19 protein-coding genes are annotated in these 21,864 nt (G+C 72.8%); 7 read left to right on the forward strand and 12 right to left on the reverse strand.

The window, feature by feature from the left end; translation table 11 throughout:
* Positions 1-27 precede the first annotated feature (27 nt).
* On the reverse strand, positions 28-1,653 hold the full coding sequence (locus tag AB0H37_RS16555) for an alkaline phosphatase D family protein (protein ID WP_360613445.1): 1,626 nt from the start codon (positions 1,651-1,653) through the stop codon (positions 28-30).
* 109 nt (positions 1,654-1,762) lie between these two features.
* Positions 1,763-2,749, reverse strand: coding sequence for an NAD-dependent epimerase/dehydratase family protein (locus tag AB0H37_RS16560; protein ID WP_360613446.1), 987 nt, complete (start codon positions 2,747-2,749; stop codon positions 1,763-1,765).
* Between the two features lie 246 nt (positions 2,750-2,995).
* Between AB0H37_RS16560 and AB0H37_RS16565 the strand changes: the two genes are divergently transcribed.
* The 4 genes from AB0H37_RS16565 (at position 2,996) to AB0H37_RS16580 (ending at position 5,028) form a co-directional block, all read left to right on the forward strand.
* Positions 2,996-3,415 carry a hypothetical protein gene (locus AB0H37_RS16565; RefSeq protein ID WP_229810186.1) on the forward strand — a complete coding sequence of 140 codons (420 nt, stop codon included), beginning with the start codon at positions 2,996-2,998 and terminating at the stop codon, positions 3,413-3,415.
* A 1-nt stretch (position 3,416) separates the two neighbouring features.
* Complete coding sequence (locus AB0H37_RS16570) at positions 3,417-4,088, forward strand: hypothetical protein (protein WP_329096811.1); 672 nt, start codon at positions 3,417-3,419, stop codon at positions 4,086-4,088.
* 46 nt (positions 4,089-4,134) lie between these two features.
* Complete coding sequence (locus tag AB0H37_RS16575; protein ID WP_329096810.1) at positions 4,135-4,587, forward strand: roadblock/LC7 domain-containing protein; 453 nt, start codon at positions 4,135-4,137, stop codon at positions 4,585-4,587.
* Between the two features lie 69 nt (positions 4,588-4,656).
* Positions 4,657-5,028, forward strand: coding sequence for a hypothetical protein (locus AB0H37_RS16580; protein ID WP_179831728.1), 372 nt, complete (start codon positions 4,657-4,659; stop codon positions 5,026-5,028).
* Between the two features lie 65 nt (positions 5,029-5,093).
* On the opposite strand, the gene clpB is transcribed toward AB0H37_RS16580, so the two are convergent.
* The 9 genes from clpB to AB0H37_RS16625 all read right to left on the reverse strand — a co-directional run bounded on the left by clpB (position 5,094) and on the right by AB0H37_RS16625 (position 15,470).
* Positions 5,094-7,691, reverse strand: coding sequence for an ATP-dependent chaperone ClpB (gene clpB, locus AB0H37_RS16585; protein WP_329096809.1), 2,598 nt, complete (start codon positions 7,689-7,691; stop codon positions 5,094-5,096).
* A gap of 62 nt (positions 7,692-7,753) precedes the next feature.
* Positions 7,754-8,200, reverse strand: a complete 447-nt coding sequence (locus AB0H37_RS16590; RefSeq protein ID WP_329096808.1) for a helix-turn-helix transcriptional regulator — start codon at positions 8,198-8,200, stop codon at positions 7,754-7,756.
* A 5-nt stretch (positions 8,201-8,205) separates the two neighbouring features.
* The gene (gene dnaJ / locus AB0H37_RS16595) at positions 8,206-9,384 is read right to left on the reverse strand and encodes a molecular chaperone DnaJ (RefSeq protein ID WP_360613450.1); all 1,179 of its coding nucleotides are present in this window, start codon (positions 9,382-9,384) and stop codon (positions 8,206-8,208) included.
* Positions 9,385-9,468: 84 nt separating this feature from the next.
* On the reverse strand, positions 9,469-10,122 hold the full coding sequence (gene grpE, locus AB0H37_RS16600; protein ID WP_360613452.1) for a nucleotide exchange factor GrpE: 654 nt from the start codon (positions 10,120-10,122) through the stop codon (positions 9,469-9,471).
* On the reverse strand, positions 10,119-11,984 hold the full coding sequence (dnaK, locus tag AB0H37_RS16605) for a molecular chaperone DnaK (RefSeq protein WP_329096803.1): 1,866 nt from the start codon (positions 11,982-11,984) through the stop codon (positions 10,119-10,121). The genes grpE and dnaK overlap by 4 nt, the downstream gene beginning before the upstream one ends.
* 261 nt (positions 11,985-12,245) lie before the next feature.
* A complete protein-coding gene (locus AB0H37_RS16610) occupies positions 12,246-12,920 on the reverse strand; it encodes a response regulator transcription factor (protein ID WP_179831734.1) in 675 nt (224 codons plus the stop codon).
* Positions 12,917-14,011: a sensor histidine kinase gene (locus AB0H37_RS16615; protein ID WP_360613454.1), complete on the reverse strand. Its 1,095-nt coding sequence runs from the start codon at positions 14,009-14,011 to the stop codon at positions 12,917-12,919. The genes AB0H37_RS16610 and AB0H37_RS16615 overlap by 4 nt, the downstream gene beginning before the upstream one ends.
* Positions 14,012-14,034: 23 nt before the next feature.
* Positions 14,035-14,754 (reverse strand): hypothetical protein, encoded by a 720-nt coding sequence (locus AB0H37_RS16620; protein ID WP_360613456.1) that lies wholly within the window; start codon positions 14,752-14,754, stop codon positions 14,035-14,037.
* Positions 14,751-15,470: an ATP-binding cassette domain-containing protein gene (locus AB0H37_RS16625; protein WP_329096799.1), complete on the reverse strand. Its 720-nt coding sequence runs from the start codon at positions 15,468-15,470 to the stop codon at positions 14,751-14,753. The genes AB0H37_RS16620 and AB0H37_RS16625 overlap by 4 nt, the downstream gene beginning before the upstream one ends.
* 201 nt (positions 15,471-15,671) lie before the next feature.
* Between AB0H37_RS16625 and AB0H37_RS16630 the strand changes: the two genes are divergently transcribed.
* The 3 genes from AB0H37_RS16630 (at position 15,672) to AB0H37_RS16640 (ending at position 21,010) form a co-directional block, all read left to right on the forward strand.
* Positions 15,672-19,025, forward strand: coding sequence for a S8 family serine peptidase (locus AB0H37_RS16630; RefSeq protein WP_360613459.1), 3,354 nt, complete (start codon positions 15,672-15,674; stop codon positions 19,023-19,025).
* Between the two features lie 123 nt (positions 19,026-19,148).
* Positions 19,149-19,787: a sigma-70 family RNA polymerase sigma factor gene (locus AB0H37_RS16635; RefSeq protein ID WP_360613461.1), complete on the forward strand. Its 639-nt coding sequence runs from the start codon at positions 19,149-19,151 to the stop codon at positions 19,785-19,787.
* Complete coding sequence (locus AB0H37_RS16640; RefSeq protein ID WP_360613463.1) at positions 19,784-21,010, forward strand: CU044_5270 family protein; 1,227 nt, start codon at positions 19,784-19,786, stop codon at positions 21,008-21,010. The genes AB0H37_RS16635 and AB0H37_RS16640 overlap by 4 nt, the downstream gene beginning before the upstream one ends.
* A gap of 40 nt (positions 21,011-21,050) precedes the next feature.
* On the opposite strand, the gene AB0H37_RS16645 is transcribed toward AB0H37_RS16640, so the two are convergent.
* Positions 21,051-21,845, reverse strand: coding sequence for a TetR/AcrR family transcriptional regulator (locus tag AB0H37_RS16645; protein WP_360613465.1), 795 nt, complete (start codon positions 21,843-21,845; stop codon positions 21,051-21,053).
* Between the last annotated feature and the right edge of the window lie 19 nt (positions 21,846-21,864).

Genomic DNA, 21,864 nt, shown 5'->3' on the forward strand with positions numbered 1-21,864 from the left:
CGCGTCATGGCCGGGACACCCTGCCCGTCACGTGATGCCGGCGCGTCCCATCTCGGACATCGTGCCGCTGGTCCCCGGCGTCTCCCACCGCACGCCGCAGTCGCGTCCGGACAGCTCGACGGTGGCGATGGCGTTGTCGAACCAGGGGCCGCTCGTCATCCGCCACCGGACCGGCGGGGCCGGCACCTTCGCCAGCTTCGCCAGGACGCGGAACGGCCGTCCGGCGGCCCGCGAGTAGGCGATGCGGTTCGCCCACCGGAACTTGCCCTCCAGCGGGTTGCGCAGCGGCGAGCAGACGATCTGGGTGATCTTCGACTGGGTGGCGGGCTCGGTGATCCGCGCCAGGTAGGAGTAGTGGATGTCGCCGGACAGGAACGAGATGCTCGCCGGCGCGGGGCCGCGCTCCCCGCGCCCGACGGCGACGACGCCGGCGGCGACGGCGCGGAACGACCGTTCGAACGCGGCCCAGTGCTCCAGGTCGGCGGCCTGGCGGATCTTCTCGCCGACCGCCGCGCCGCGCCTGCCCCACGCGCCCTCGGCGACGGCCTCGTTCCACGATTCGGCGTGGTGGATCGCCATGGGCAGGAGGTAGGGGAGCGAGCTGGCGATGAGCAGGTGGTCCATGCCGCCCTGGCAGCGGCCGTCCAGCCAGTCGGACTCCTCGTCGTCGAGCATGCCGCGCCGGTCGGCCGTGAGCAGGCGGGAGCACCGGCTGTCGACGACGATCAGGCGCGTGCCGGCCCAGTCGTGGGAGTAGCTCCAGCGCATCGTCTCGGGGTGCTTGTCGGCCTTCTCGGCGAACGCGTCCAGGACGTCGCCCGCGTCGCCGGTCTCGTCGGAGGCCGCCCGGACGGCCTCGAAGACGGCATCGGACGCCCGGTCCTGGGGCGACATGTTCCCGAGGTGCTGGTAGATCCAGTACGACCCGATGCCACCCGTGATGCGCGCCTTCCACCAGGGCTGGGCCCACATCTGCCGGCGCCAGGTGTAGGAGGTGTTCCAGTCGTCGCGGATGTCGTGGTCGTCGAAGATCGTGAAGGTGGGGACGGTGGACAGCAGCCACCGGACGGCCGGGTCGTCGTGCCAGGCGAGCTTGTAGAGCTGGGTGTAGTCCTCGTAGTCGGCGACCTCGCCGTCCGGCGGCGAGCCCGGGGCGCGGCGGCCGCCGATGAACTCGCGCATCTGGGGGGTCAGCTCGTCGGCGTACACCTGGTCGCCGACCATGAGCAGGACGTCCGGCCAGACGGCGCCCTCCCCGCCGATGCGGAGCCTGTCGGCGAACGCGGTGAGGGCGTCGTGCCCGTACTCCTCCACGGTGCCGGGCGAGCGGCGGCAGGAGCCGAAGGAGATGCGCAGCTCGCCGTGCTCGCGCAGGGTCCTGATCTGGGACGGGGGGAATCCTGCGCCGGCCTCGGGCCAGACGGTCTCGCCGTCCGCCACCACCTCGTACGGGATCCGCGCCCCTGGCGCGAGCCCGTCGATCTCGACGACGGCGTAGTGGTGGCCGTGCGCCGTGAAGGTGCGGGCGGCGGCGTCGACCCCCTGCTCCCGGTTGACGACCCTGACCTCGCACGGACGATCGGTCTCCACCCAGATCGTCGCGGTGCGGTGACTCACGTGCCGGAGGTGGGGGCCGAGTACCAAAGCGGTCATAGAACGCCTCTCTAGCGGACGGGCGCCCCTGTGTCCACCGCGCGGCCGGCCGCACGGCGTCCCTGTGACCGGGCCGCGAGGGTGGTGAGGGCCGGGCCCGCGCCGGAGGTCAGCGGGGGTTCAGGACCTCGTCCTCCTTCTCGGGAGGCAGGCCGAGCACGGGTCGGTCGGGACGCTGCGGTGCCGTGCCGCCTATCGACTGGAGCCAGGCCCAGGTGTCCGCGACCGTCTCCTGGACGGGCCTGCAACGCAGCCCCGCGGCAAGGGCCTTGCCGACGTTGCCCTGGTGCAGGGTGTCGTAGTCCTCGCCAGGCGGAAGCCAGGCGGGAAGGTCGGTCCACGGCTCGATGCCCGCTTCCAGGATCGTTTCCGGGGCCGTCCAGACGAGGTTCGCGCTCGACCCCGTCACGTCGGTGCAGGTTTGGAGCAGCTCGCCCATCGTCGTGTGGCCGGGCGGGCTGACCAGGTCGTAGGGGCCGCCGAGTCCGTGTTCGACAGCGTCCAGGGTCCAGATGGCGAGGTCCCGCACGTCGATGTACTGGAGGCCGGCGTCGCGCGGGCCGGGCGCCAGGACGTCGCCGCCCCGTGCCATACGTGACAGCCACCAGGGCAGCCGCCCGATGTTCTCGTACGGGCCCAGGATGAGGCCCGCCCGCACCAGGAGGGCGTTGTCCCCGTACACGTCGAGTGCTGCCAGTTCTCCGCCGCGCTTCGCCGCCGCGTAGTCGACCTCGCCGTCGTCCGGGGAGCCTTCGACCACCTCGGCTTCTTCGCCGAGCCCGGACGGTTCTGGATACCGGTACACCGAACGGCTGGAGATGTAGACGTACCGCGCGACACGTCCATCGAGCAGGCGCGCCGTTTCTCGGACGACGAGCGGTGCGCCGGACCAGGTGTCGACGACGGCGTCCCATTCCCCGTCCTCAAGCGCCTTGAGGCCGCCCTCTGCGGTGCGGTCGCCGCGCAACGACGCGACTCCCTGGGGCGGCTCATGGCGCCCCCTGTGGAAGACCGTGACGTCCCAGCCGCGGGCAAGCGCCTCTTCGGTGATGGCACGTCCGACGAACTCCGTCCCGCCCAGCATCAGAAGCCTCATGAGAGAACTCTGCCTTCTGTACGTTCTGTACGGAACGACTGCACGCTCACAGCGTAAAGAGCCGCCTGGCGCGCCGGCCGACGCGGTTGCGGACGACCCCCATCGGTGGCCCGGAGGGAACCGATTTCCAGGGCCGGCGCCTCACAACGATCCTGACCGCCCGTCATACCGTGCGGTATTTATACCCCATACATGATTGTCGCGGGAAATTTACGGATTGGCGTTGCGAGCGGCAATGTTCTGGCTATGGTCGAGTTCTTGCAACTCTCATTCGGTGGGGAAATGGGCTTGGGCATTGACGGGTGCCTCGCGTCGATGATGACCATTCCGGGGGCGCGGCGGGTCACGCTGGTCGACTGCGCCAGCGGGCTCGCCGTGGCGGCGGCCGGCCGGGAGGACGTCCTCGACCAGCACGAGGACGCGGCCGGCGCGACCGACGTGGTGCGGGCGGTGCTGGCGTCGCCGGCGCTCAGCGCCACCGCGGCGGGGGACGACGTCGAGGAGATCATCGTTTGCGGAACGGACGGATATCACGTGTTGGCCCTGACCGGAGCGAATCTCGACGGACATCTCTTCGTCCATTTACTGCTCGATCGGGAAAAGGGCAACATCGCGCTCGCCCGGCTCCGCATGCGCGACCTCCTCGGCGAGATCACGGGCGGATGACATGGCGGACGCGAACGCGGGAGGGGTCGCCGGAGCCTTGGCGGCGCTGGAACGGGAGAAGGCCACCGGCCTGCTGCGGGTGGGCGGCGACGGCACGTTCCATGTCGACCGCGGGGCCGTCACCCTCGCCGAGAGCCGGCACACGCCGGGTCCCGGCGACCTGCCGGACGGGCCCGACCCGGAACTGGCGGGGCTGCTCGCGATGTTCGACGCCGCCTGCCTCCTGCTCGCCTCGCGGGCCGAGCCGGCGTTCACCGAGGGGCCGCCGGGCGGCGGCTCCCGGCGGGTCACCGTGGCGACGCTCGTCCACGAGCAGCGCCGCCGCCGCGCCCTCCTCGACGCCGCCTGGCCCGACGGGAGCGTGGACGTCGCGCCGGTGGTGCCGGTCCGGCGCGTCAGGCGGCAGCGCGTCATCCTGACCGGCCTCCAGGCGGAGATCCTGCTCAACGCCGACGGCCTGCGCACCCCCGCGCAGCTGGCCGGCGAGCTCGGGCGGACGGTGTTCGCGTGCCTGCTCGCCGTGCGCGGGCTCGCCGCGGCGTCGCTGGTAAGGACCGGCCCGCCGGACGGGCCCGGCGCCGCGCCGGTCCGGGACGAGGTCTCCGCCGACTGGGCGCCCGCGGACCGCGACCTGCTCGTCCGGCTCCACACGGCGCTGGTGGAGCTCCGCTGACCGTGCTGGGGACCGAGTGGCTCACTTGATCGAAAGGCTGGCGAAGGTGGCGAAACGAGCGGGGGCGGGCCTACCGGGCACGCCCGGCGGGCCGGCCGCGGGGGTCGCGGCGGTGCGGGCGACCGAGCAGGCGGTGGTGGCCGAGCTGAGGTCGCTGCGGGCCCGCGTCCCGCAGCTCGGCGGGAGCCTCGTGGCCTCGGTGGACGGGCTGCTCATCGCGCACGACCTGCCCGGATCGGTCGAACCCGCCGGCATGGCGGCCGTGACGGCGACGGGCCTGTCCCTCGCGCACCGGATCGCGCAGACCGCGCACGGCGGCGCCTTCCACGAGGTCGTGATCCGCGGCGTGGACGGCTACGTGGTCATCTACGCCGCCGGCCCCACCGCGTCCCTCACCGTCCTCGCGGATCCGGACGTCAACGTGGGCCGCCTCCACCTGGAGTCGCGGCCCGCCGCCCGCGCCGTCGCCGCCTGCCTCACGGGCACGCGCCGTCCCTGACGGAGCGGCGCCCACGACGGCGCGGCACCACGACAACGAACCACCCACGACCAGGAAAGAGGAGTACCCATGTCGAACCTCGACCTCGCCCTCAAGGACATGATGACGATCGACGGGGCCATCGGCGTCGCCGTCGTCGACTACAACAGCGGGATGACCCTCGGCCAGCTCGGCAGTTCCAAGGGCCTCGACCTGCAGGTCGCGGGCGCCGGGAACACCGAGGTGGTGCGCGCCAAACTCCGCACGATGGAGCAGCTCGGCATCAAGGAGGAGATCGAGGACATCCTCATCAGCATCTCCAGCCAGTACCACGTCATCCGGCCGGTCACGGGCCGCAAGGGCAAGGGGCTGTTCCTCTACATGGCCCTCGACCGCACCCGCGGAAACCTGGCGCTGGCCCGCCACCGCCTCCGCGAGATCGAGGAGAACCTCGAAGTCTGACGCACCGCGAAGGCGGCCCCGGGGAGTCCCCGGGGCCGCCTTCCTCACGTCACCTCGTCAGCGCGTCACTTCGTCAGCTTCAGGCCGCCGGACCGCTGTACGGTCAGGCGGTCGGCGGCCTCGTCGAGGTCGACGACCACCTCGTCGCCGTCGCGGACCTCGCCGGACAGCAGCTCGCGGGCGAGCTGGTCGCCGATCGCCGTCTGCACGAGGCGGCGCAGCGGGCGCGCGCCGTACAGCGGGTCGTAGCCGGTCAGCGCCAGCCACTCGCGGGCCGCGGGCGTGACCCGCAGCGTGAGCTGCCGGTCGGCGAGGCGGTCGGCCAGCCGGTCCACCTGCAGGTCGACGATGCGGGTCAGCTCGTCGGTCGACAGTGCGTCGAAAAGGATCACGTCGTCCAGGCGGTTGAGGAACTCCGGCTTGAACGAGTTCCGGACGGCGTTCCACACCGCCTCCCGCTTGGCCCCGTTCTCCAGCGTCGGGTCGACGAGGAACTGCGACCCGATGTTGGACGTGAGGATCAGGATCGTGTTGCGGAAGTCGACCGTGCGGCCCTGACCGTCGGTGAGGCGGCCGTCGTCCAGCACCTGCAGGAGGATGTCGAAGACCTCCGGGTGCGCCTTCTCCACCTCGTCCAGCAGGACCACCGAGTACGGGCGGCGCCGGACGGCCTCGGTGAGCTGGCCGCCCTCCTCGTACCCGATGTATCCGGGCGGCGCGCCGACCAGGCGGGCGACGCTGTGCTTCTCGGAGTACTCGCTCATGTCGATGCGGGTCATCGCCCGCTCGTCGTCGAACAGGAACTCCGCGAGCGCCTTCGCCAGCTCCGTCTTGCCGACGCCCGTCGGGCCGAGGAACAGGAACGAGCCGGTCGGGCGGTCGGGGTCGGAGATGCCCGCGCGGGCGCGGCGCACCGCGTCCGACACCGTGCGGACCGCGGCCTCCTGCCCGATCAGCCGCCGGCCGAGGTCGTCCTCCATGCGCAGCAGCTTCGCGGTCTCGCCTTCGAGCAGCCGCCCCGCCGGGATGCCGGTCCAGGACGCGACCACGTCGGCGACGTCGTCCGGGCCGACCTCCTCCTTGACCATCGTGTGGCGGGTCTCGGTCGCCTCCGACGCCTCCTCCAGCTGCTTCTCCAGCGCCGGGATCTCGCCGTAGACGAGCCGCGAGGACGTCTCCAGGTCGCCGTCGCGCTCGGCCCGCGCCGCCTCGCCGCGCAGCTGGTCGATCCGCTCCTTGATCTCGCCGACCCGGTTCAGCTCCGCCTTCTCCCGCTCCCAGCGGGCGTTCACGCCGCTCAGCTGCTCCTGCCTGTCGGCGAGGTCGGCGCGGAGCCGTTCGAGGCGCTGCCGGGACGCCTCGTCGGTCTCCTTCTCCAGGTTCATCTGCTCCATCTTGAGCCGGTCGACGGCGCGCTGCAGCTCGTCGACCTCGACCGGCCGGGAGTCGATCTCCATGCGCAGCCGGGACGCGGCCTCGTCCACCAGGTCGATCGCCTTGTCCGGCAGGAACCGGGAGGTGATGTAGCGGTCGGACAGCGTCGCCGCCGCCACCATCGCCGAGTCGTTGATCTGCACCTTGTGGTGCGCCTCGTACCGGCCCTTCAGCCCGCGCAGGATCGCGATCGTGTCCTCGACGGTCGGCTCCCCGACGAACACCTGCTGGAACCGGCGCTCCAGGGCGGCGTCCTTCTCGATCCGCTCCCGGTACTCGTCCAGCGTCGTCGCGCCGATCATCCGCAGCTCGCCGCGGGCCAGCATCGGCTTCAGCATGTTGCCGGCGTCCATCGCGCCCTCGGCCGCGCCCGCCCCGACGACGGTGTGCAGCTCGTCGATGAACGTGACGACCTGCCCCTCGCTCTGCCTGATCTCGTTCAGGACGGCCTTCAGCCGCTCCTCGAACTCGCCGCGGTACTTCGCGCCCGCGACCATCGCGCCGAGGTCCAGCGAGACCAGCCGCTTGCCCCGCAGCGACTCGGGGACGTCGCCCGCGATGATCCGCTGCGCCAGGCCCTCCACCACGGCGGTCTTGCCGACGCCGGGCTCGCCGATCAGCACCGGGTTGTTCTTCGTCCGGCGCGACAGCACCTGGATCACGCGGCGGATCTCGGGGTCGCGGCCGATGACCGGGTCGAGCCGGCCGTCGCGGGCCGCCGCCGTCAGGTCGACGCCGTACTTCTCCAGCGACTGGTAGGTGCCCTCGGGGTTCTCGCTGGTGACGCGGGCGTGGCCGCGCACCTTCTCGAACGCGTCGAGCAGCGCCTCCGGCGTCGCGCCGAACTCCTTCAGCAGGCCCGCCGCCGGACCGCCGTCCGCCGCCAGCCCGACCAGCAGGTGCTCGGTCGAGACGTACTCGTCCTCCAGCTGCTGCGCGCGGTTGGCCGCCGTGTTGACCGACCGCTGGAGCTGGCCGGACAGCCGCGGCGTCGCCACCGTCGACCCCTGCGCCTTCGGCATCGCCGCGAGCTGCTCCTCGGCCCGCCGCCGGATCACCTGCCAGTCGGCGCCGACCGCCTCCAGCAGCGGCACCGCCGTCCCGTCCGGCAGCCCGATCAGCGCCACCAGCAGGTGCTGCGGCTCCACCTCGGGGTGCCCTTCGGCCGCCGCCCTGCGGACCGCGACCGACAGCGCCTCCTGGCTCTTCTGCGTCAGCTTGTAGTCCATGACCCCACCCAGTAGCCGTGTTCCATCTGGGGGACCCCCCAGACCCCCGACAGTTGCCCTGTTCAGTCCGAGTTGCGCTCGTGCCACACCACGACGCTCGTGCGCCTGATGGGCACGAGGTCGGCGCCGGGAGTGCGGCCCGGTTCCCCGTGCCGCCGCTGCTGCGCCAGCCGCGCCGCGACCGCACGGGTCGATTCGAGTTCGTTCGCGAGCTCCTCCAGCGCCGCGTGCGCCTTGGTGAGCTCCTCGCGGAGCCGCACGTTGTCGCGCTGCAGCTCCAGGATGTGCTTGATGCCGGACAGGTTGATGCCCTCCTCCTGGGAGAGCCGCTGGATCTCGCGGAGCATCACGATGTCCCGCATCGAGTAGCGGCGACCCCGGCCCGCCGTCCGGCCGGGGGACACCAGGCCCATCCGGTCGTAGGTGCGCAGCGTCTGCGGGTGCAGTCCGGACAGCTGCGCCGCCACGGAGATCACGTAGACCGGAGTGTCGTCGCCGAAGGGATCCATGAAGATCACTCCTGTCTGGCCTGCTGGAGGAGGTCGGCGCGCAGGTCGTCTCCCGTCCCCGCCGTCCGGAGCCGGTCGAGCGCCTCGCGCGTCTGCTCGTCGAGCTTCTGCGGGACGTGCACGTCGACGGTGACCAGCAGGTCGCCCTTCGTGCCGTCGCGCCGCGGCGCGCCCCGGCCCTTCACGCGGAACTTGCGGCCGTTCGGGGTGCCCTCGGGCAGCTTCAGCGTGACGGGCTGCCCCTGGAAGGTCGGCACCCGGATCTCGCCGCCGAGCGCCGCCTCGGGGAAGGTCACCGGGACGGTCAGCGTCAGGTTGTCGCCGCTGCGCCCGAACACCTTGTGCGGCAGCACCTTGATGTTGACGTACAGGTCGCCGGCCGGGCCGCCGTTCTCGCCGGGCGCGCCCTTGCCCTTCAGCCGGATCTTCTGCCCGTCCGCCACGCCCGCCGGGATGCGGGCCTGGATCGTGCGGGTGCCGGTCGCGCGGCCGCTGCCGTGGCAGATCGGGCACGGGTCGTCCACGACCAGGCCCCGGCCGCGGCACTCCTTGCACGGCTCCTGGAAGCCGAAGTTGCCGAGATTGCGGGTCTCGTGCCCGGTGCCCTCGCAGTTCGGGCACACACGCGGCACGGTGCCGGCCTTGGCGCCCGTCCCGCGGCAGCCGTTGCAGGCCGCCTCGCTGGTCAGCTTGATCGGGACGGTGACGCCGTTCATCGCGCGGCCGAACGACAGGGTCACCTCGGTCTCGACGTCCGCGCCGCGCCGCGCGCGCCGCGTCCCCGCCGTGCGGGTGCCGCCGCCTGCGCCGCCGCGCCCGCCGAACAGGCCGCCGAACAGGTCGCCGATGCGCTCCCCGGCGCCGCCCGGCTGCGTCCCGCCGCCGGTCTGGCCGAACAGGTCGCCGAGGTCGAAGCCGAACCCGCCCCCCTGCTGGCCGCGGAAACCGCCCGGCATCGAGCGCACCGCGTCGTACTCCTTGCGGCGCTTCTCGTCGGACAGGACGTCGTAGGCCTCCGAGACCTCCTTGAAGCGGTCCTCGGCCTCCGCGTCGCCCTTGTTGGCGTCCGGGTGGTACTTGCGGGCCAGCTTCCGGTAGGACTTCTTGATCTCCTCCTGCGAGGCCGTCTTCGCGACACCGAGGACCTTGTAGTAGTCCTTCTCCAGGTAGTCCTTGGTGCTCACGGCGCCCCGCCTTCTGCTATCGCCACTTGCCACATGTCTTCAGGCCCCTGCGGGGCCCGCCCTCGCGGGCGGGCCCCCTGGGAGTCATTCGCCCGGTTCGTCGTCCGCGTCGCCCGGCCCGTCGCCGGGCTCGCCGGCCCCGGAGCCCGGGTCGGGGTCGGCCACCGCCACGCGGGCGGGCCGCAGGATCCGCTCGCCGATCCGGTAGCCGGGCTGCAGGACGTCGGTGACGCTCGTCTCGGTCACCTCGGCCGAGAGCGAGTGCATCAGCGCCTCGTGCACGACCGGGTCGAAGGGCTCGCCCTTCTCCCCGTACCGCTCCAGGCCGAGCTTGCCGGTGACCGCCTCAAGGCTCTCCGCGACGGACTTGAACCCGCCGGTGAGCTCCTCGTGGTCCCGGGCGCGGCCGATGTCGTCCAGCACCGGGAGCAGTTCGGACAGCACCTGCCCGAGGGCCTGCTCGCGGACCGCGACCCGGTCGCGCTCGACGCGCTTGCGGTAGTTGTCGTACTCCGCCTTCAGGCGCTGGAGGTCGGCGAGCCGTTCCGCCAGCTGGGTCTTCAGCGCGGAGTCCTCCTCACCCGTGGCCTTGGCGCCGCCCCCGCCCACCGGGGCCTCCGGGGCCGGCGAGGACTCCCCCGCCTGCGCCCGGACCTCCCCCGTCTCGGGATCGATGCGCCGCTTGTCGCGGATCACCGGGCCCTCCTTCTCCTCGCCCCCGTTGGGAGAGGACGTCACGATGCATCACCCTTCGGCTTGTCCTCGTCCACGATCTCGGCGTCGACGACCTCGTCGTCCTGCGGCTCGCCGCCCTGGGCGCCGGCCGTCGGCCCGTGGTCCTCGGCGCCGGCCTGGGCGCCCTCGGGGTTCTGCGCGTACATCGCGGCGCCCATCTTCTGGCTCACCTGCGCGAGCTTCTCGGCGCTGCCCTTGATCGCGTCGACGTCGGTGCCCTCCAGGGCCTTCTTGACCTCGGCGACCGCGTCGTTGACCTCGGTCTTCAGCTCCGCGGGGACCTTCTCGTCGTTCTCCCGCAGGAACTTCTCGGTCGAGTACGCGAGGGTGTCGGCCTGGTTGCGGACCTCGGCCTCCTCCTTGCGCCGGCGGTCCTCCTCGGCGAACTGCTCGGCGTCGCGCATCATCTTCTCGATGTCGTCCTTGGGCAGCGCGCTGCCGCCCGTGATGACCATCGACTGCTCGCGGCCGGTGCCCTGGTCCTTCGCGCTGACGTTCACGATGCCGTTGGCGTCGATGTCGAAGGTGACCTCGATCTGCGGGACGCCGCGCGGCGCCGGCGGCAGGCCGGTGAGCTGGAAGGTGCCGAGCTTCTTGTTGTACGCGGCGATCTCGCGCTCGCCCTGGTAGACCTGGATCTCCACGGACGGCTGGTTGTCGTCGGCGGTGGTGAACGTCTCCGACCGCTTGGTCGGGATCGTGGTGTTCCGCTCGATGATCTTGGTGAAGATGCCGCCCTTGGTCTCGATGCCGAGGCTCAACGGGGTCACGTCCAGCAGCAGGACGTCCTTGACCTCGCCCTTGAGCACGCCGGCCTGGAGGCTGGCGCCGATCGCGACGACCTCGTCGGGGTTGACGCCCTTGTTCGGCTCCTTGCCGCCGGTCAGCTCCTTGACCAGCTCGGAGACCGCGGGCATCCGGGTGGAGCCGCCGACCATGACGACCTGGTCGATCTCCTTCACCGAGATGCCGGCGTCCTTCAGCACCTGCTGGAACGGCGCCTTGGTGCGCTCCAGGAGGTCGGAGGTCATCCGCTGGAACTCGGCGCGGGTGAGCTTCTCGTCCAGGTGCAGCGGGCCCTCGGCGGACGCGGTGATGTAGGGCAGGTTGATCTGTGTCTCGGACGAGCCGGACAGCTCGATCTTGGCCTTCTCCGCGGCCTCGCGGAGCCGCTGCAGCGCCATCTTGTCCTTGGCCAGGTCGACGCCGTTGGCGTTCTTGAACCGCTCGACCAGCCAGTCGACGACCTTGTTGTCCCAGTCGTCGCCGCCCAGGTGGTTGTCGCCGCTGGTGGCCTTCACCTCGACCACGCCGTCGCCGACCTCCAGCAGGGACACGTCGAACGTGCCGCCGCCGAGGTCGAAGACCAGGATGGTGGCCTCGTTCTCCTTCTCCAGGTGGTAGGCCAGCGCCGCCGAGGTCGGCTCGTTGATGATGCGCAGGACGTTCAGGCCCGCGATCTGGCCGGCCTCCTTGGTGGCCTGCCGCTGGTGGTCGGAGAAGTAGGCGGGGACGGTGATGACCGCGTCGGTGACCGTCTCACCCAGGTAGGACTCGGCGTCCCGCTTGAGCTTCTGCAGCACGAACGCGCTGATCTGCTGCGGGTTGAAGTCCTTGTCGTCGATCTTGGTCTTCCAGTCGGTGCCCATCTCGCGCTTGACCGACCGGATCGTCCGGTCGACGTTGGTCACCGCCTGGCGCTTGGCGACCTCTCCGACCAGGACCTCGCCGTTCTTGGCGAAGGCGACGACGGACGGCGTGGTCCGCGACCCCTCCGCGTTCGCGATGACGGTGGGCTCGCCGCCCTCCAGGATCGCGACGACCGAGTTGGTCGTCCCGAGGTCGATGCCGACCGCACGTGCCATGTTTCTCGTCCTCCGTCGTATCCGGTGTTATCGCAGCCCCGGTCGCCCCCGAGGCGCGGCCGGTTGAGTCTTCTGTCCGCTAGGTTGCCCGGCGCCCTCGTCCTTGTCAAATGACTTGAGTCGGCCGGACTCAACTTTGCTGACGACCTCTACAACAGGACGAATGAGTGCCCTATTCCGGTTCCCGGCACGGGTTCCGTCGGCGGGTCCGCCCACCGGCCATGACGGCGACGTCCCCGTCCCGACCGTGATCGGCCGTCCTCAGCGAGGGTCGGGACGGCGGCCCGGGACGACGATGCCGTGCTCGTAGGCCAGCACGACGGCCTGGACGCGGTCGCGGAGGTGGAGCTTGGCGAACACGCTGCCGACGTGGCTCTTGACGGTGGCCTCGGTGACGACGAGCCGCGCCGCTATCTCCTGGTTCGACAGGCCCTGGGCCACGAGCAGGAGCATCTCGCGCTCGCGCGGGGTCAGCGCGGTCAGCAGGTCCGGCGACGGCCGGACCGGGTCGGTGCGGTCGGCGTAGTCCTCGATCAGGCGGCGGGTGATCGACGGGGACAGCAGCGCCTCGCCCTGGTGGACGACGTGGATCGCTTCCAGGAGCCGCTCGCGGGGCGCGTCCTTCAGCAGGAATCCCGACGCCCCCGCACGCAGCGCGCCGAACACGTACTCGTCGAGGTCGTAGGTGGTGAGGATCAGCACGCGAGGCGGACGGCCGGCAGCGGTGAGGCGGGCGGTGGCCTCGACGCCGTCCATCCGCGGCATCCGGACGTCCATCAGGACGACGTCGGGCCGCAGCTCCGCCGCCCGCTCGACGGCCTCGCGGCCGTCCGCGGCCTCGCCGACGACCTCCAGGTCGCCCCGGGTCTGCAGGAACAGCCGGAAACCGATCCGGATCAGTTCCTGATCGTCGACGATCAGCACCCGGATCGTCACGCCCGCCCCCCGATCGGCAGCCGTGCCGCTACCCGGAACCCGCCGCCGGGGCCCCGGCCCGTCTCCAGCTCGCCGCCGAGGACCGCGACCCGCTCCCGCATCCCCACCAGGCCGTGCCCGCCGGGACCCGGGTCGCCGGTTCCCGCCCCGTCGTCGTGGACCCGGACCTCCAGGTCCGCTCCGCGGTAGTCCAGCCGTACCGTGACCAGTGTCGCCCCGGCGTGTTTCAGCACGTTGGTCAACGCCTCCTCGATGATCCGGTAGGCCGACAACTCCACCCCGCTCGGCAGGTCCAGCGGTTCCCCGGCGATCTCCAGGCGGACCGGCAGCCCCGCCGCGCGGTACCCGGCGACCAGTTCGCCCAGGTCCGCCAGTGACGGCTGCGGTCGCGTGTCCGCCGCCTCCCGCCCGCGCAGCAGGACGAGGATCCGGCGCAACTCGGCCAGGCTCTGCTCGGCGCTGGTCTCCACCCGCTCCAGCGTCCGCGCGGCCACCTGCGGTTCGGTGGCGAGGACGTCGCGGGCGCCGCGCACCCCGATCAGCATCACCGTCACCGAGTGGGCGACGATGTCGTGCAGTTCCCGGGCGATCGAGTCGCGTTCGCGCTGCGCCGCGATCAGGTCGAGCTGCTCCCGTTCGCGTTCGAGGGTGGCGGCTCGTTCCTCCACCGCCTGGACGTAGCGGCGGCGCGTCTGCATGTAGGCGCCCAGCATCCACGCCCCGATCGACACCGGCGGGCTGCAGATGTTGTCGGCCTCCAGGAACACGACCATCGGTGCCAGCACCGCGAGCGAGACGCGCCGGTCGCGTGTTCCGGCGAGCGACCACAGCGCGACGACGGCCGGCGCGCCTCCGGGCGAGTACCCGGCCGCGGTCACCGCGGCGGCCGTCACGGCCGTCACCGCCGTCACCGCCACCCCGAACCGGCGGCGGGCCAGGAGCGCCGCACCGGCGAGGACGGTCACGGCGATCGGCAGGGGCGCGGCCCGGGTGCCGTCGTTGAACAGCAGCCCCACTTCCACGACGGTCGCCACCACGGCGAGCACGATGTCGAACAGCACCGGGCGGTGCGCGGCCTGCAGGCCCCGCACCGCCCGAATCCTCTCCGCGACGTTCACGCCAGGTCACGCCGTCGTTCGAACCCGACCGCGACCAGCACCACGAGCACCGTCCAGACCGCGAACACCGCGCCGGCCTGCGTGACCGTGAGGGTCGTGTTGTGGGTCCCGCCCGTCATGATGCCCGCCGCGCCGAACGGTGAGAGGTTCGCCTCCCGCTCATACGCCCCGCCCACCAGGGGCTGCACCACCAGTGCCAGGATCAGCAGGACCACCGCGCCGACGACCGGGACGCGGATCAGCGCACCGAGCGCCGCGCCCAGCACCGTCGCCAGCACGAGCGCGGAGACGTTGCCCGCCACGACCCCGGCCACCTGGCCGGACGTCAGGTCCGGACCGGGCTGGTCGGCCAGCAGCGGCAGCGCCACGCCGACCGCGACCGCGTTGATCAGCAGCGCCAGCCCGAGCCCGGTCAGCGCGTACGCCGCGATCCGCACCGAGAGGACGGTTCCGCGGCCGCGCCGGGCCACCAGCGCCGTGGGCGCGGCGGTCCGGTGGCGGTACTCGCCCGCCGCGCCGACCAGTCCCCACAGCAGCAGCAGGACGGGGAGCCCCGACAGCGCCTCCTTCTTCTCCGGCACCTCGTCGAGCGTTCCCGACGCCACGGCGACGAGCACCGCGTTCAGGGCGGCGAAGGCCATCCCCCCGGCCGCGAATCCCCACACGGCACGGGTCGTCATCGACTTGAGCAGTTCCCCTCGAAGCAGGCCGATCACCGCTCCAACCCTCCGGTGAGCTCCAGGAACACGTCCTCCAGCGACTCCACCTCACTGATCGGTCCCTCGTGCACCAGCCTGCCACGGTCGATGACGACCACGTCGTCGACCGTCTGCGCGGCCTCCGCGAGCAGGTGGCTGGACAGCAGCACCGTGCCGCCCTTCGCCGCCCTCTCCCGCAGCATCGTCCGGAGCCAGCGGATCCCCTGGGGGTCCAGCCCGTTGGCCGGCTCGTCCAGCACCAGGATCTCCGGGTCGCCCAGCAGCGCGGCGGCGAGCCCGAGCCGCTGCCGCATACCGAGCGAGAAGGCGCCGACCCGGCGGCCCGCCGCCCGCGTCAACTCGGCGACCTCCAGAACCTCCTCGACGCGGCGGCGCGGCAACCCCGCCGACAGCGCCAGCGCCCGCAGATGCGCGCGGGCCGACCGGGCCGGGTGCGCGCCGCACGGCTCGATGTGGACGCCGATCCGGCGCGCGTCCGGCACCGTCGAGGCCACCGGCGCTCCCAGGACCGACACCGTGCCCGCCGACGGCCGCGCCAGTCCCACGACCGCCTTCAGCGCCGTCGTCTTGCCCGCGCCGTTCGGGCCGAAGAAGCCCGTCACCGCGCCCGGCCGGACCGTGAACGTCAGATCGTCGACCACCGTGCGCCGGCCGTACCGTTTCGTCAGCCCCTCGACCCTGATCGCCGGGGGAGCCTTCGTCTGTGATGTCATGCCGCCCAGCTTCGGCCGCCCGCGTCTCCCGGTCATCCGACCACGGTCGAAACCCGTTCTCCGACCGCGGCATGACTTTCGCCCTTCGTCGTTCGGCTCCGGAACCGGGCCCATCGAGTCTCCGCCGTGAAGCCGATCAGCCGCTGCGGTTGATCAACATCGACCGTCCCATCGCGGGACGGCGATGGCTGAGGAGACTCGATGACCCACAGACGCCGGAGCCGGGCCCTGCTCGGCCTCCTGCTGGCGGCCGGGGCGCTGGCCGCGGTCCCGCCGCCCGCCCAGGCCGCACCCGGCCCGGCGGGCGGCCTGGACACCGGCCGCTCCTGGAAGGTGACCCTGCTGACCGGGGACGTGGTCGGGGTGCGGACGGTCAAGGGCCGTCCGCCCATGGTCTCGGTGACCCCCGCCCCGGGCCGGGAGAAGCGCTCGTTCCGCAAGGAGATCCGTCCGGACGGGCACGTCGTGGTCACCCCGGTCGACGTCGCCGGCCTGGTCGGCCGGGTGATCGATCCCGAACTGTTCGACGTCACCGCCCTGATCGCGCAGGGCTACGACGACGCCCGCAGCGACGACCTGCCGCTGATCGTGCAGCGGTCCGCGGGGACGAGCCCCCGCAAGGCGCTCGGCGGGACGCTCGCCACGACGCGGGAACTCCCGAGCATCGGCGCCGTCGCCGCCCGGCAGCCCAAGAGCGGCGCGCGGCGCCTCGGCGACGCGCTGGCCGGGATGCCGTCGGTCAAGGCCACCGGCGGCATCAGGCACATTTGGCTGGACGGGAGGGTCAAAGCGAGTTTCGCCCCGCCGCCCGGCGCCCTCGCCCCGGCTCACGCGGACAGGCTCGACCGCAATCTGCGGCAGGTCGGCGCGCCGGGAGCCTGGAGCGCCGGATACACCGGCAAGGGCGCGAAGGTCGCCGTCCTGGACACCGGCGTGGACGCCGGGCACCCCGACCTCCGGGGACGCATCGTCGAGACGAGGAACTTCTCCGAGGCGGCCGACGCCCTCGACCGTGTCGGGCACGGCACGCACGTCGCCTCGACCGTCGCCGGAACGGGCGCCGCCTCCCACGGGGAGCGCAGGGGCGTCGCCCCGCAGGCGGACCTGCTGATCGGCAAGGTCCTCGACGACGAGGGCTCCGGCACGGACTCCGGCGTGATCGCCGGGATGGAGTGGGCCGCGCCGCGCGCCGACGTCGTCAACATGAGCCTCGGCGGCGGCCCCACCGACGGCACGGACCCCCTCTCGCTGGCCCTGAACGACCTGACGAAGACGCACGGGACGCTGTTCGTCGTCGCGGCGGGCAACGACGGCCTGGTCGGGTCGGTCGGCGCGCCCGGTACGGCCGACGCCGCGCTGACCGTCGGAGCGGTCGACGCCCGCGACCGGCTCGCGGAGTTCTCCAGCCGGGGGCCGCGCGGGCACGTCGCCAAGCCGGAGATCGTCGCGCCGGGCGTCGACATCATCGCGGCCCGCGCCGAGGGCACCGCCATGGGCACTCCGACCGGGGCGGCCTACACCAGGGCGTCCGGGACGTCGATGGCCACGCCGCACGTCGCCGGCGCCGCCGCGCTGCTCGCCGCGAAGCACCCGGACTGGGAGCCCTCCCGGCTCAAGGCCGCCCTGGTCGGGACGGCCGACCCCGCGACCGGCGGTGACGCCTACGAGCGCGGTGCCGGGCGCCTCGACGTGGGCGAGGCCGCGAGCAGCCCCGTCCTCCCCGCGCAGGGCATCGTCGACCTCGGCACGTCGCGGTTCCCCGAGCACGGCGCGCTGTCCGCGAAGCTCGGCTGGACGTCCGAGGCCCCCGAGGCCGTCCGCATGCGGTTGAGCGTGGAGGTCGTCGACCGCGGCGGTCACCCGGCGAACGGCGCCGCGAGCGTCCCGTCCGATGTGGAGGTCCCGGCGGGCGGAACCGGCGAGGCCCCGCTGACCGTGGACGCGGCCGGGCTCGCCGGCCGTCCCGGCCTGTACACGGCCGTGGTGACGGCGGAGGGCGGCGGCGCCGTCCTCCGAACGCCCGTGACGTTCTACGTCGAGCCTCCGTCGCACGATCTCACGATCAGGGCGACGCCGCTGCCCGGCACCGACCCCGCGAACTTCTCCGCCTCGGCCACGGTGGTCAACCTGGCGGACATGGCGCTGTTCGCCGAGTGGGTCGACGCCACCGGGACGGCGACGGTCCGCGTCCCCGACGGCCGCTACTCGGTCCTCGGCAACGTGGACGACGGCGGCGACCGGCGCTCGGCCCTGGCCGGCGATCCCGAGGTGGTCGTCGGCGGGCCCACGACCGTCACGCTCGACGGCGCCGCCGCCGTACGGGTCGGCGCGCGCGTCGAGGGCACCGAGACCGAGCAGGCGATGGTGTCCGCGGACATCGTCCGCGACGCGGGCCAGGGGCTGTGGTGGTTCAGCGCGTACGCCTTCGATCCCGCGAAGGCGCCCGTGTACGCCCAGCCGATGGACGGCGTGGAGACCGGGACGTTCCGCGCGTACACCAACCATCGGCTGACCGCGCCCGGCACGGTCTACGACGTCCTCCACCCCCTGGGCAACGGCGTCCCCGCCGATCTGACGCACGTGGTCACCGGCGCCGAGCTCCAGCGGATGGCGCGCGTCGACCAGCGGTTCGCCGCGTTCGACGGGGACCCGGGCACTCCCATGATCGAGAAGCGCTACGGCACCACCCCGGAGGGCCTGCCGGCGTTCGAGGGGAGCGGTGACGTCAAGCCCGGAACGGCCCGTACCGACTACGTCTCGACCGGCCCCGGCCTGCTGTGGGGGGACGAGGGGTTCGTCAAGTTCGGTGAGGAGTTCTGGGTGGACCAGGCGCCCTTCAGCGAGCTGAAGCCGGGGGAGCGGGTCTCCGAGCGCTGGGGCCGCCAGCCGCTGCGCCCCGGGCCCTATTCGGGCACCGGCGTCACGCCCAGCGGCTGCGCCCGGTACCCCGCGGCCCGCACCGGGCAGAGCATGCGCGTCGCGCTCGTCGACCTCCAGACCCGTCCGGACGGTTTCGACTGCGCCATGCACGAGGTGAAGGGGCACCTGGCGCTGTTCGCGGGAGACGAGAAGGTCGGCGAGAAGAACGGCCCGTTCGGCGCGTTCACCGTCCCGTCCACGGAGGCGGAGTACCGGCTGACGTACGAGAACGACGCGTCGGCCGTCATTCCGGTGTCGACCCGCACGTCGACGTCCTGGACGTTCCGCTCCAGCGAGCCGTCCGGCCACAGGAGCGCCAACCTGCCGCTCCTTCTCGTCGACTACGACCTGAAACTCGACCTGCTCAACCAGCCGTCCGGTGAGCCCGCCCTGTTCACCGTGGCACGGATGGCGGGCTCCGGGCGGGCCGAGGTCACCGGGCTGCGGTTCTGGACGTCCGCGGACGACGGCGTGACCTGGCAGGCCGTCCAGGCGAGGTCCCTCGGCGGCGGACGGTTCAGCGCTCCGCTCCCGGCGCCGGTCAAGGGGCAGGCCGTGTCGCTGCGCGTCAGCGCGAAGGACGCGGGCGGCAGCGGCGTCGACCAGCGCATCATCCGCGCCTACCGCGTCCGGTAGCCGCGTCCGCCCGCGCGCCCTCCGCCCGACGTCCGGGCGGAGGGCGCGTTCGCGTGAAGGGTGATCGGGGGATCGGTTGAGAACGGGTGACCGAGCACTCCCCCGACGACGAGGATCACCCCCATGGCCCACCACCACCCGCCGGATCCCGGGTCCCGTTCCGGTGCGGAGCCGGACGCTTCCGGCTCCGACGCCTCGGACGCGGCGGCGATCGTCCGGTCGCGGCGCGAGCCCGCCGCGTTCGCGGAGATCTTCCACCGTCACTTCCCCGCGATCCACGGGTACGCGGCGCGGCGCCTCGGGGCCGACGCGGCGGACGACATCGCCGCCGAGACCTTCCTCGCCGCGTTCAACAAGCGCGGCCGGTTCGACCCCGACCGCGGCACGGTCCGCCCGTGGCTGTACGGCATCGCGACCCGGCTGATCGGGCTGCACCGGCGGACGGAGGGCCGCCGCTACCGGGCGCTGGCGCGCACGCCCGCCGAGCACGTCCAGGACGGCCACGAGGACCGGGTCACGGCGCGCGTCACGGCGGGCGGCGCGGGCGCGGACCTCGCCGACGCGCTGGCCCGGCTGCCGCGCGGGGACCGGGACGTCCTGCTGCTGGTGGCGCTGGCCGACCTGACCTACGAGGAGGTCGGGCAGGCGCTCGGCCTCAAGACGGGCACCGTCGCGTCCCGCCTGCACCGTGCCCGGCGCCGCCTGAGGGAGTCGCTCGGCGGAACCAATCCCGCGCTGATCGTTGAGGAGACCCCCGCGTGAACGAGATCGACATGAACGAGACGGCCCGGCTCCGGCGGCTGCTGGGCGAGCCGCCGCCCCCGTCGGCGGAGGCGTCGGCGCGGGCGCTGGCCAGGCTGGAGGACGCGATGGCGCCGGGCGGGAAGCGCGTCCGGCCGTCCAGGACGGGAAGGCGCCGCTTCGGCCGGCCGGTCCAGCTGGGCGCCGGGCTCGTCGCGGCCGGAGTCGCGGCGGCCGTCGCCATCGTGGTCACCGGCCAGGGTTCGCCGGGTTCGCCGCCGGACGCGCCCCCCGGGGCCCTCGACCTCGGCAGGCAGGCGGTGCTCGTGGCGGCGGACAAGGCCGCCGAGCAGCCGACGGGCAACTACTGGTCCGCCGAGAGGATCAGCGGACAGGCCTACGTGGTGCGGGCGAGGACGGGAACGTACGCGATCTTCGGTGCGCACGACGAGACGTTCAACTGGGCCGGTGCGAGGAAGGGCATGGGCGAGGCCTACTACGCCCGTGACCTGCCGGCCCGCCCGCAGACCCCGGAGGACGAGGCGCTGTGGCGCAAGGCCGGGTCGCCGTCGGCCATCCGCGTCTGGTCCAACGACCACTACTTCACCTACACCACCAGGGCGTCGAGGTGGCGGTCGGAAGGTCCCGAGGTCGGCATCGACCGGGAGGGGGGCGGGACGTTCCTGGACAAGTCGGTTGAGGAGCTGCGGAACCTGCCGACCGACCCGGCCAAGCTCGCCGAGATGTTCCTGGACGACGACGCGATGACCATGGCGGTCGGCCGGGACCCGAAGCGGGCGAAGGCGGAGAAGCTGCGGCTGGGGCCCGGGCAGCTCGCCACCCTCAAGATCATGCGGGTGTCGGCGCTGCTCGGCACGCCGATCCCGCCGAAGGTGCGGTCGGGCCTGATGAGGGCGCTGGCCGCGCAGCCGGGCGTCCACGCGATCGGCCGGGTCACCGACCCGCTGGGCCGCCGGGGCGTCGCGCTGGCCTCCGACGACCGCGCCGTCACGGTCACCGGGGAGTACGGCGGGCCGAAGGCCGAGCAGGGGACCTACCGCGCCCGCCAGACGATCGTCTTCGACGAGCGGACCGGCGCGCTGCTGTCCCGGCAGTACGTGCTGACCCAGCCGGGCGGTCCGTACGCGCGGATGAAGCCGGGCTTCGTCATCGAGTACCAGGCCGTCCGCGGGGCGGGCTGGACCGACGCCAGGCCGAAGCCGCCCGCGGAGCTGCCCTTCTGATCGGGTTCCCGGCCGGCGTCCGCCGCAGGCCCCCCGCCCGCTACCGGGCGGGGGGCCTGCGCGCTTCCAGCCCGTCGAGGACGCAGGCGAGCCCGAACGCGAAGCGGCCCTCCAGGACGTCGCCGGTCTCCTTCATCCAGATCTCGCGGATGTGGGACGCGAGACCGGGGCGCTCCTCGTCCAGCCGGTCCAGGTAGGGGCCGAGGTTGTCGACCCATTCGGCGGCGGACGTGCCGGGCTGGGCGCGCTGCCAGCTCGCCTCGCTGCCGGCCGCGCCGATGACGTAGTCGACCACCGCCGACCACGCGTATTCGAGGTCGAAGCCGGTGAACCCGGCGGAGCCGAACGCGGCGAGGACCTCGTCCAGGACGCGGGTCGCGTTCGGGCCGATCATCGGGCGGCCGCCGAACAGCGTCACCGTCCACGGATGCCGGTGGATCATCGCGCGGAGGCTGCGCGCGTAGCCGGTCGCGGCGGCCCGCCAGTCGTCCCCGGACGGGACCGCCACCTCGGCCATGACCCGGTCGAGGGCGAGCTCCAGCAGCTCGTCCTTGTTCGCGACGTGCCAGTACACCGACGTCGCACCCGAGTTCAGGCGGGTGCCGAGGCGGCGCATGCTGAGGCCGTCCAGCCCCTCGGCGTCGAGCAGGTCGAGCGCGGCGTCGACGATCTGCGTCCGGCTGAGGGCGGGCTGGGCGCGCCGCGCGCGCTCCGGCCGCACCCAGACGGACGGCGTCCTGTTCTCCTCGGCCATCGGCATGCCCCTCCCCAGTTCTCGTACAGGGTACCGGGACTTGAACACCGTGCGAGTCAGGTCGTACAGTGTGCGAGTCAACTCGAACGCTGTACGAGAA

The sequence above is a fragment of the Actinomadura sp. NPDC023710 genome (assembly GCF_040639875.1).
Classification (GTDB): Bacteria; Actinomycetota; Actinomycetes; order Streptosporangiales; family Streptosporangiaceae; genus Spirillospora; species Spirillospora citrea.

Excerpts from the sequence above, each read along its gene's own strand:
- AB0H37_RS16555 (WP_360613445.1), bottom strand. The coding sequence starts at position 1,653 with ATGACCGCTTTGGTACTCGGCCCCCACCTCCGGCACGTGAGTCACCGC.
- AB0H37_RS16560 (WP_360613446.1), bottom strand. The coding sequence starts at position 2,749 with ATGAGGCTTCTGATGCTGGGCGGGACGGAGTTCGTCGGACGTGCCATC.
- AB0H37_RS16565 (WP_229810186.1), top strand. The coding sequence starts at position 2,996 with ATGGTCGAGTTCTTGCAACTCTCATTCGGTGGGGAAATGGGCTTGGGC.
- AB0H37_RS16570 (WP_329096811.1), top strand. The coding sequence starts at position 3,417 with ATGGCGGACGCGAACGCGGGAGGGGTCGCCGGAGCCTTGGCGGCGCTG.
- AB0H37_RS16580 (WP_179831728.1), top strand. The coding sequence starts at position 4,657 with ATGTCGAACCTCGACCTCGCCCTCAAGGACATGATGACGATCGACGGG.
- clpB (WP_329096809.1), bottom strand. The coding sequence starts at position 7,691 with ATGGACTACAAGCTGACGCAGAAGAGCCAGGAGGCGCTGTCGGTCGCG.
- AB0H37_RS16590 (WP_329096808.1), bottom strand. The coding sequence starts at position 8,200 with ATGGATCCCTTCGGCGACGACACTCCGGTCTACGTGATCTCCGTGGCG.
- dnaK (WP_329096803.1), bottom strand. The coding sequence starts at position 11,984 with ATGGCACGTGCGGTCGGCATCGACCTCGGGACGACCAACTCGGTCGTC.
- AB0H37_RS16625 (WP_329096799.1), bottom strand. The coding sequence starts at position 15,470 with ATGACATCACAGACGAAGGCTCCCCCGGCGATCAGGGTCGAGGGGCTG.
- AB0H37_RS16630 (WP_360613459.1), top strand. The coding sequence starts at position 15,672 with ATGACCCACAGACGCCGGAGCCGGGCCCTGCTCGGCCTCCTGCTGGCG.
- AB0H37_RS16635 (WP_360613461.1), top strand. The coding sequence starts at position 19,149 with ATGGCCCACCACCACCCGCCGGATCCCGGGTCCCGTTCCGGTGCGGAG.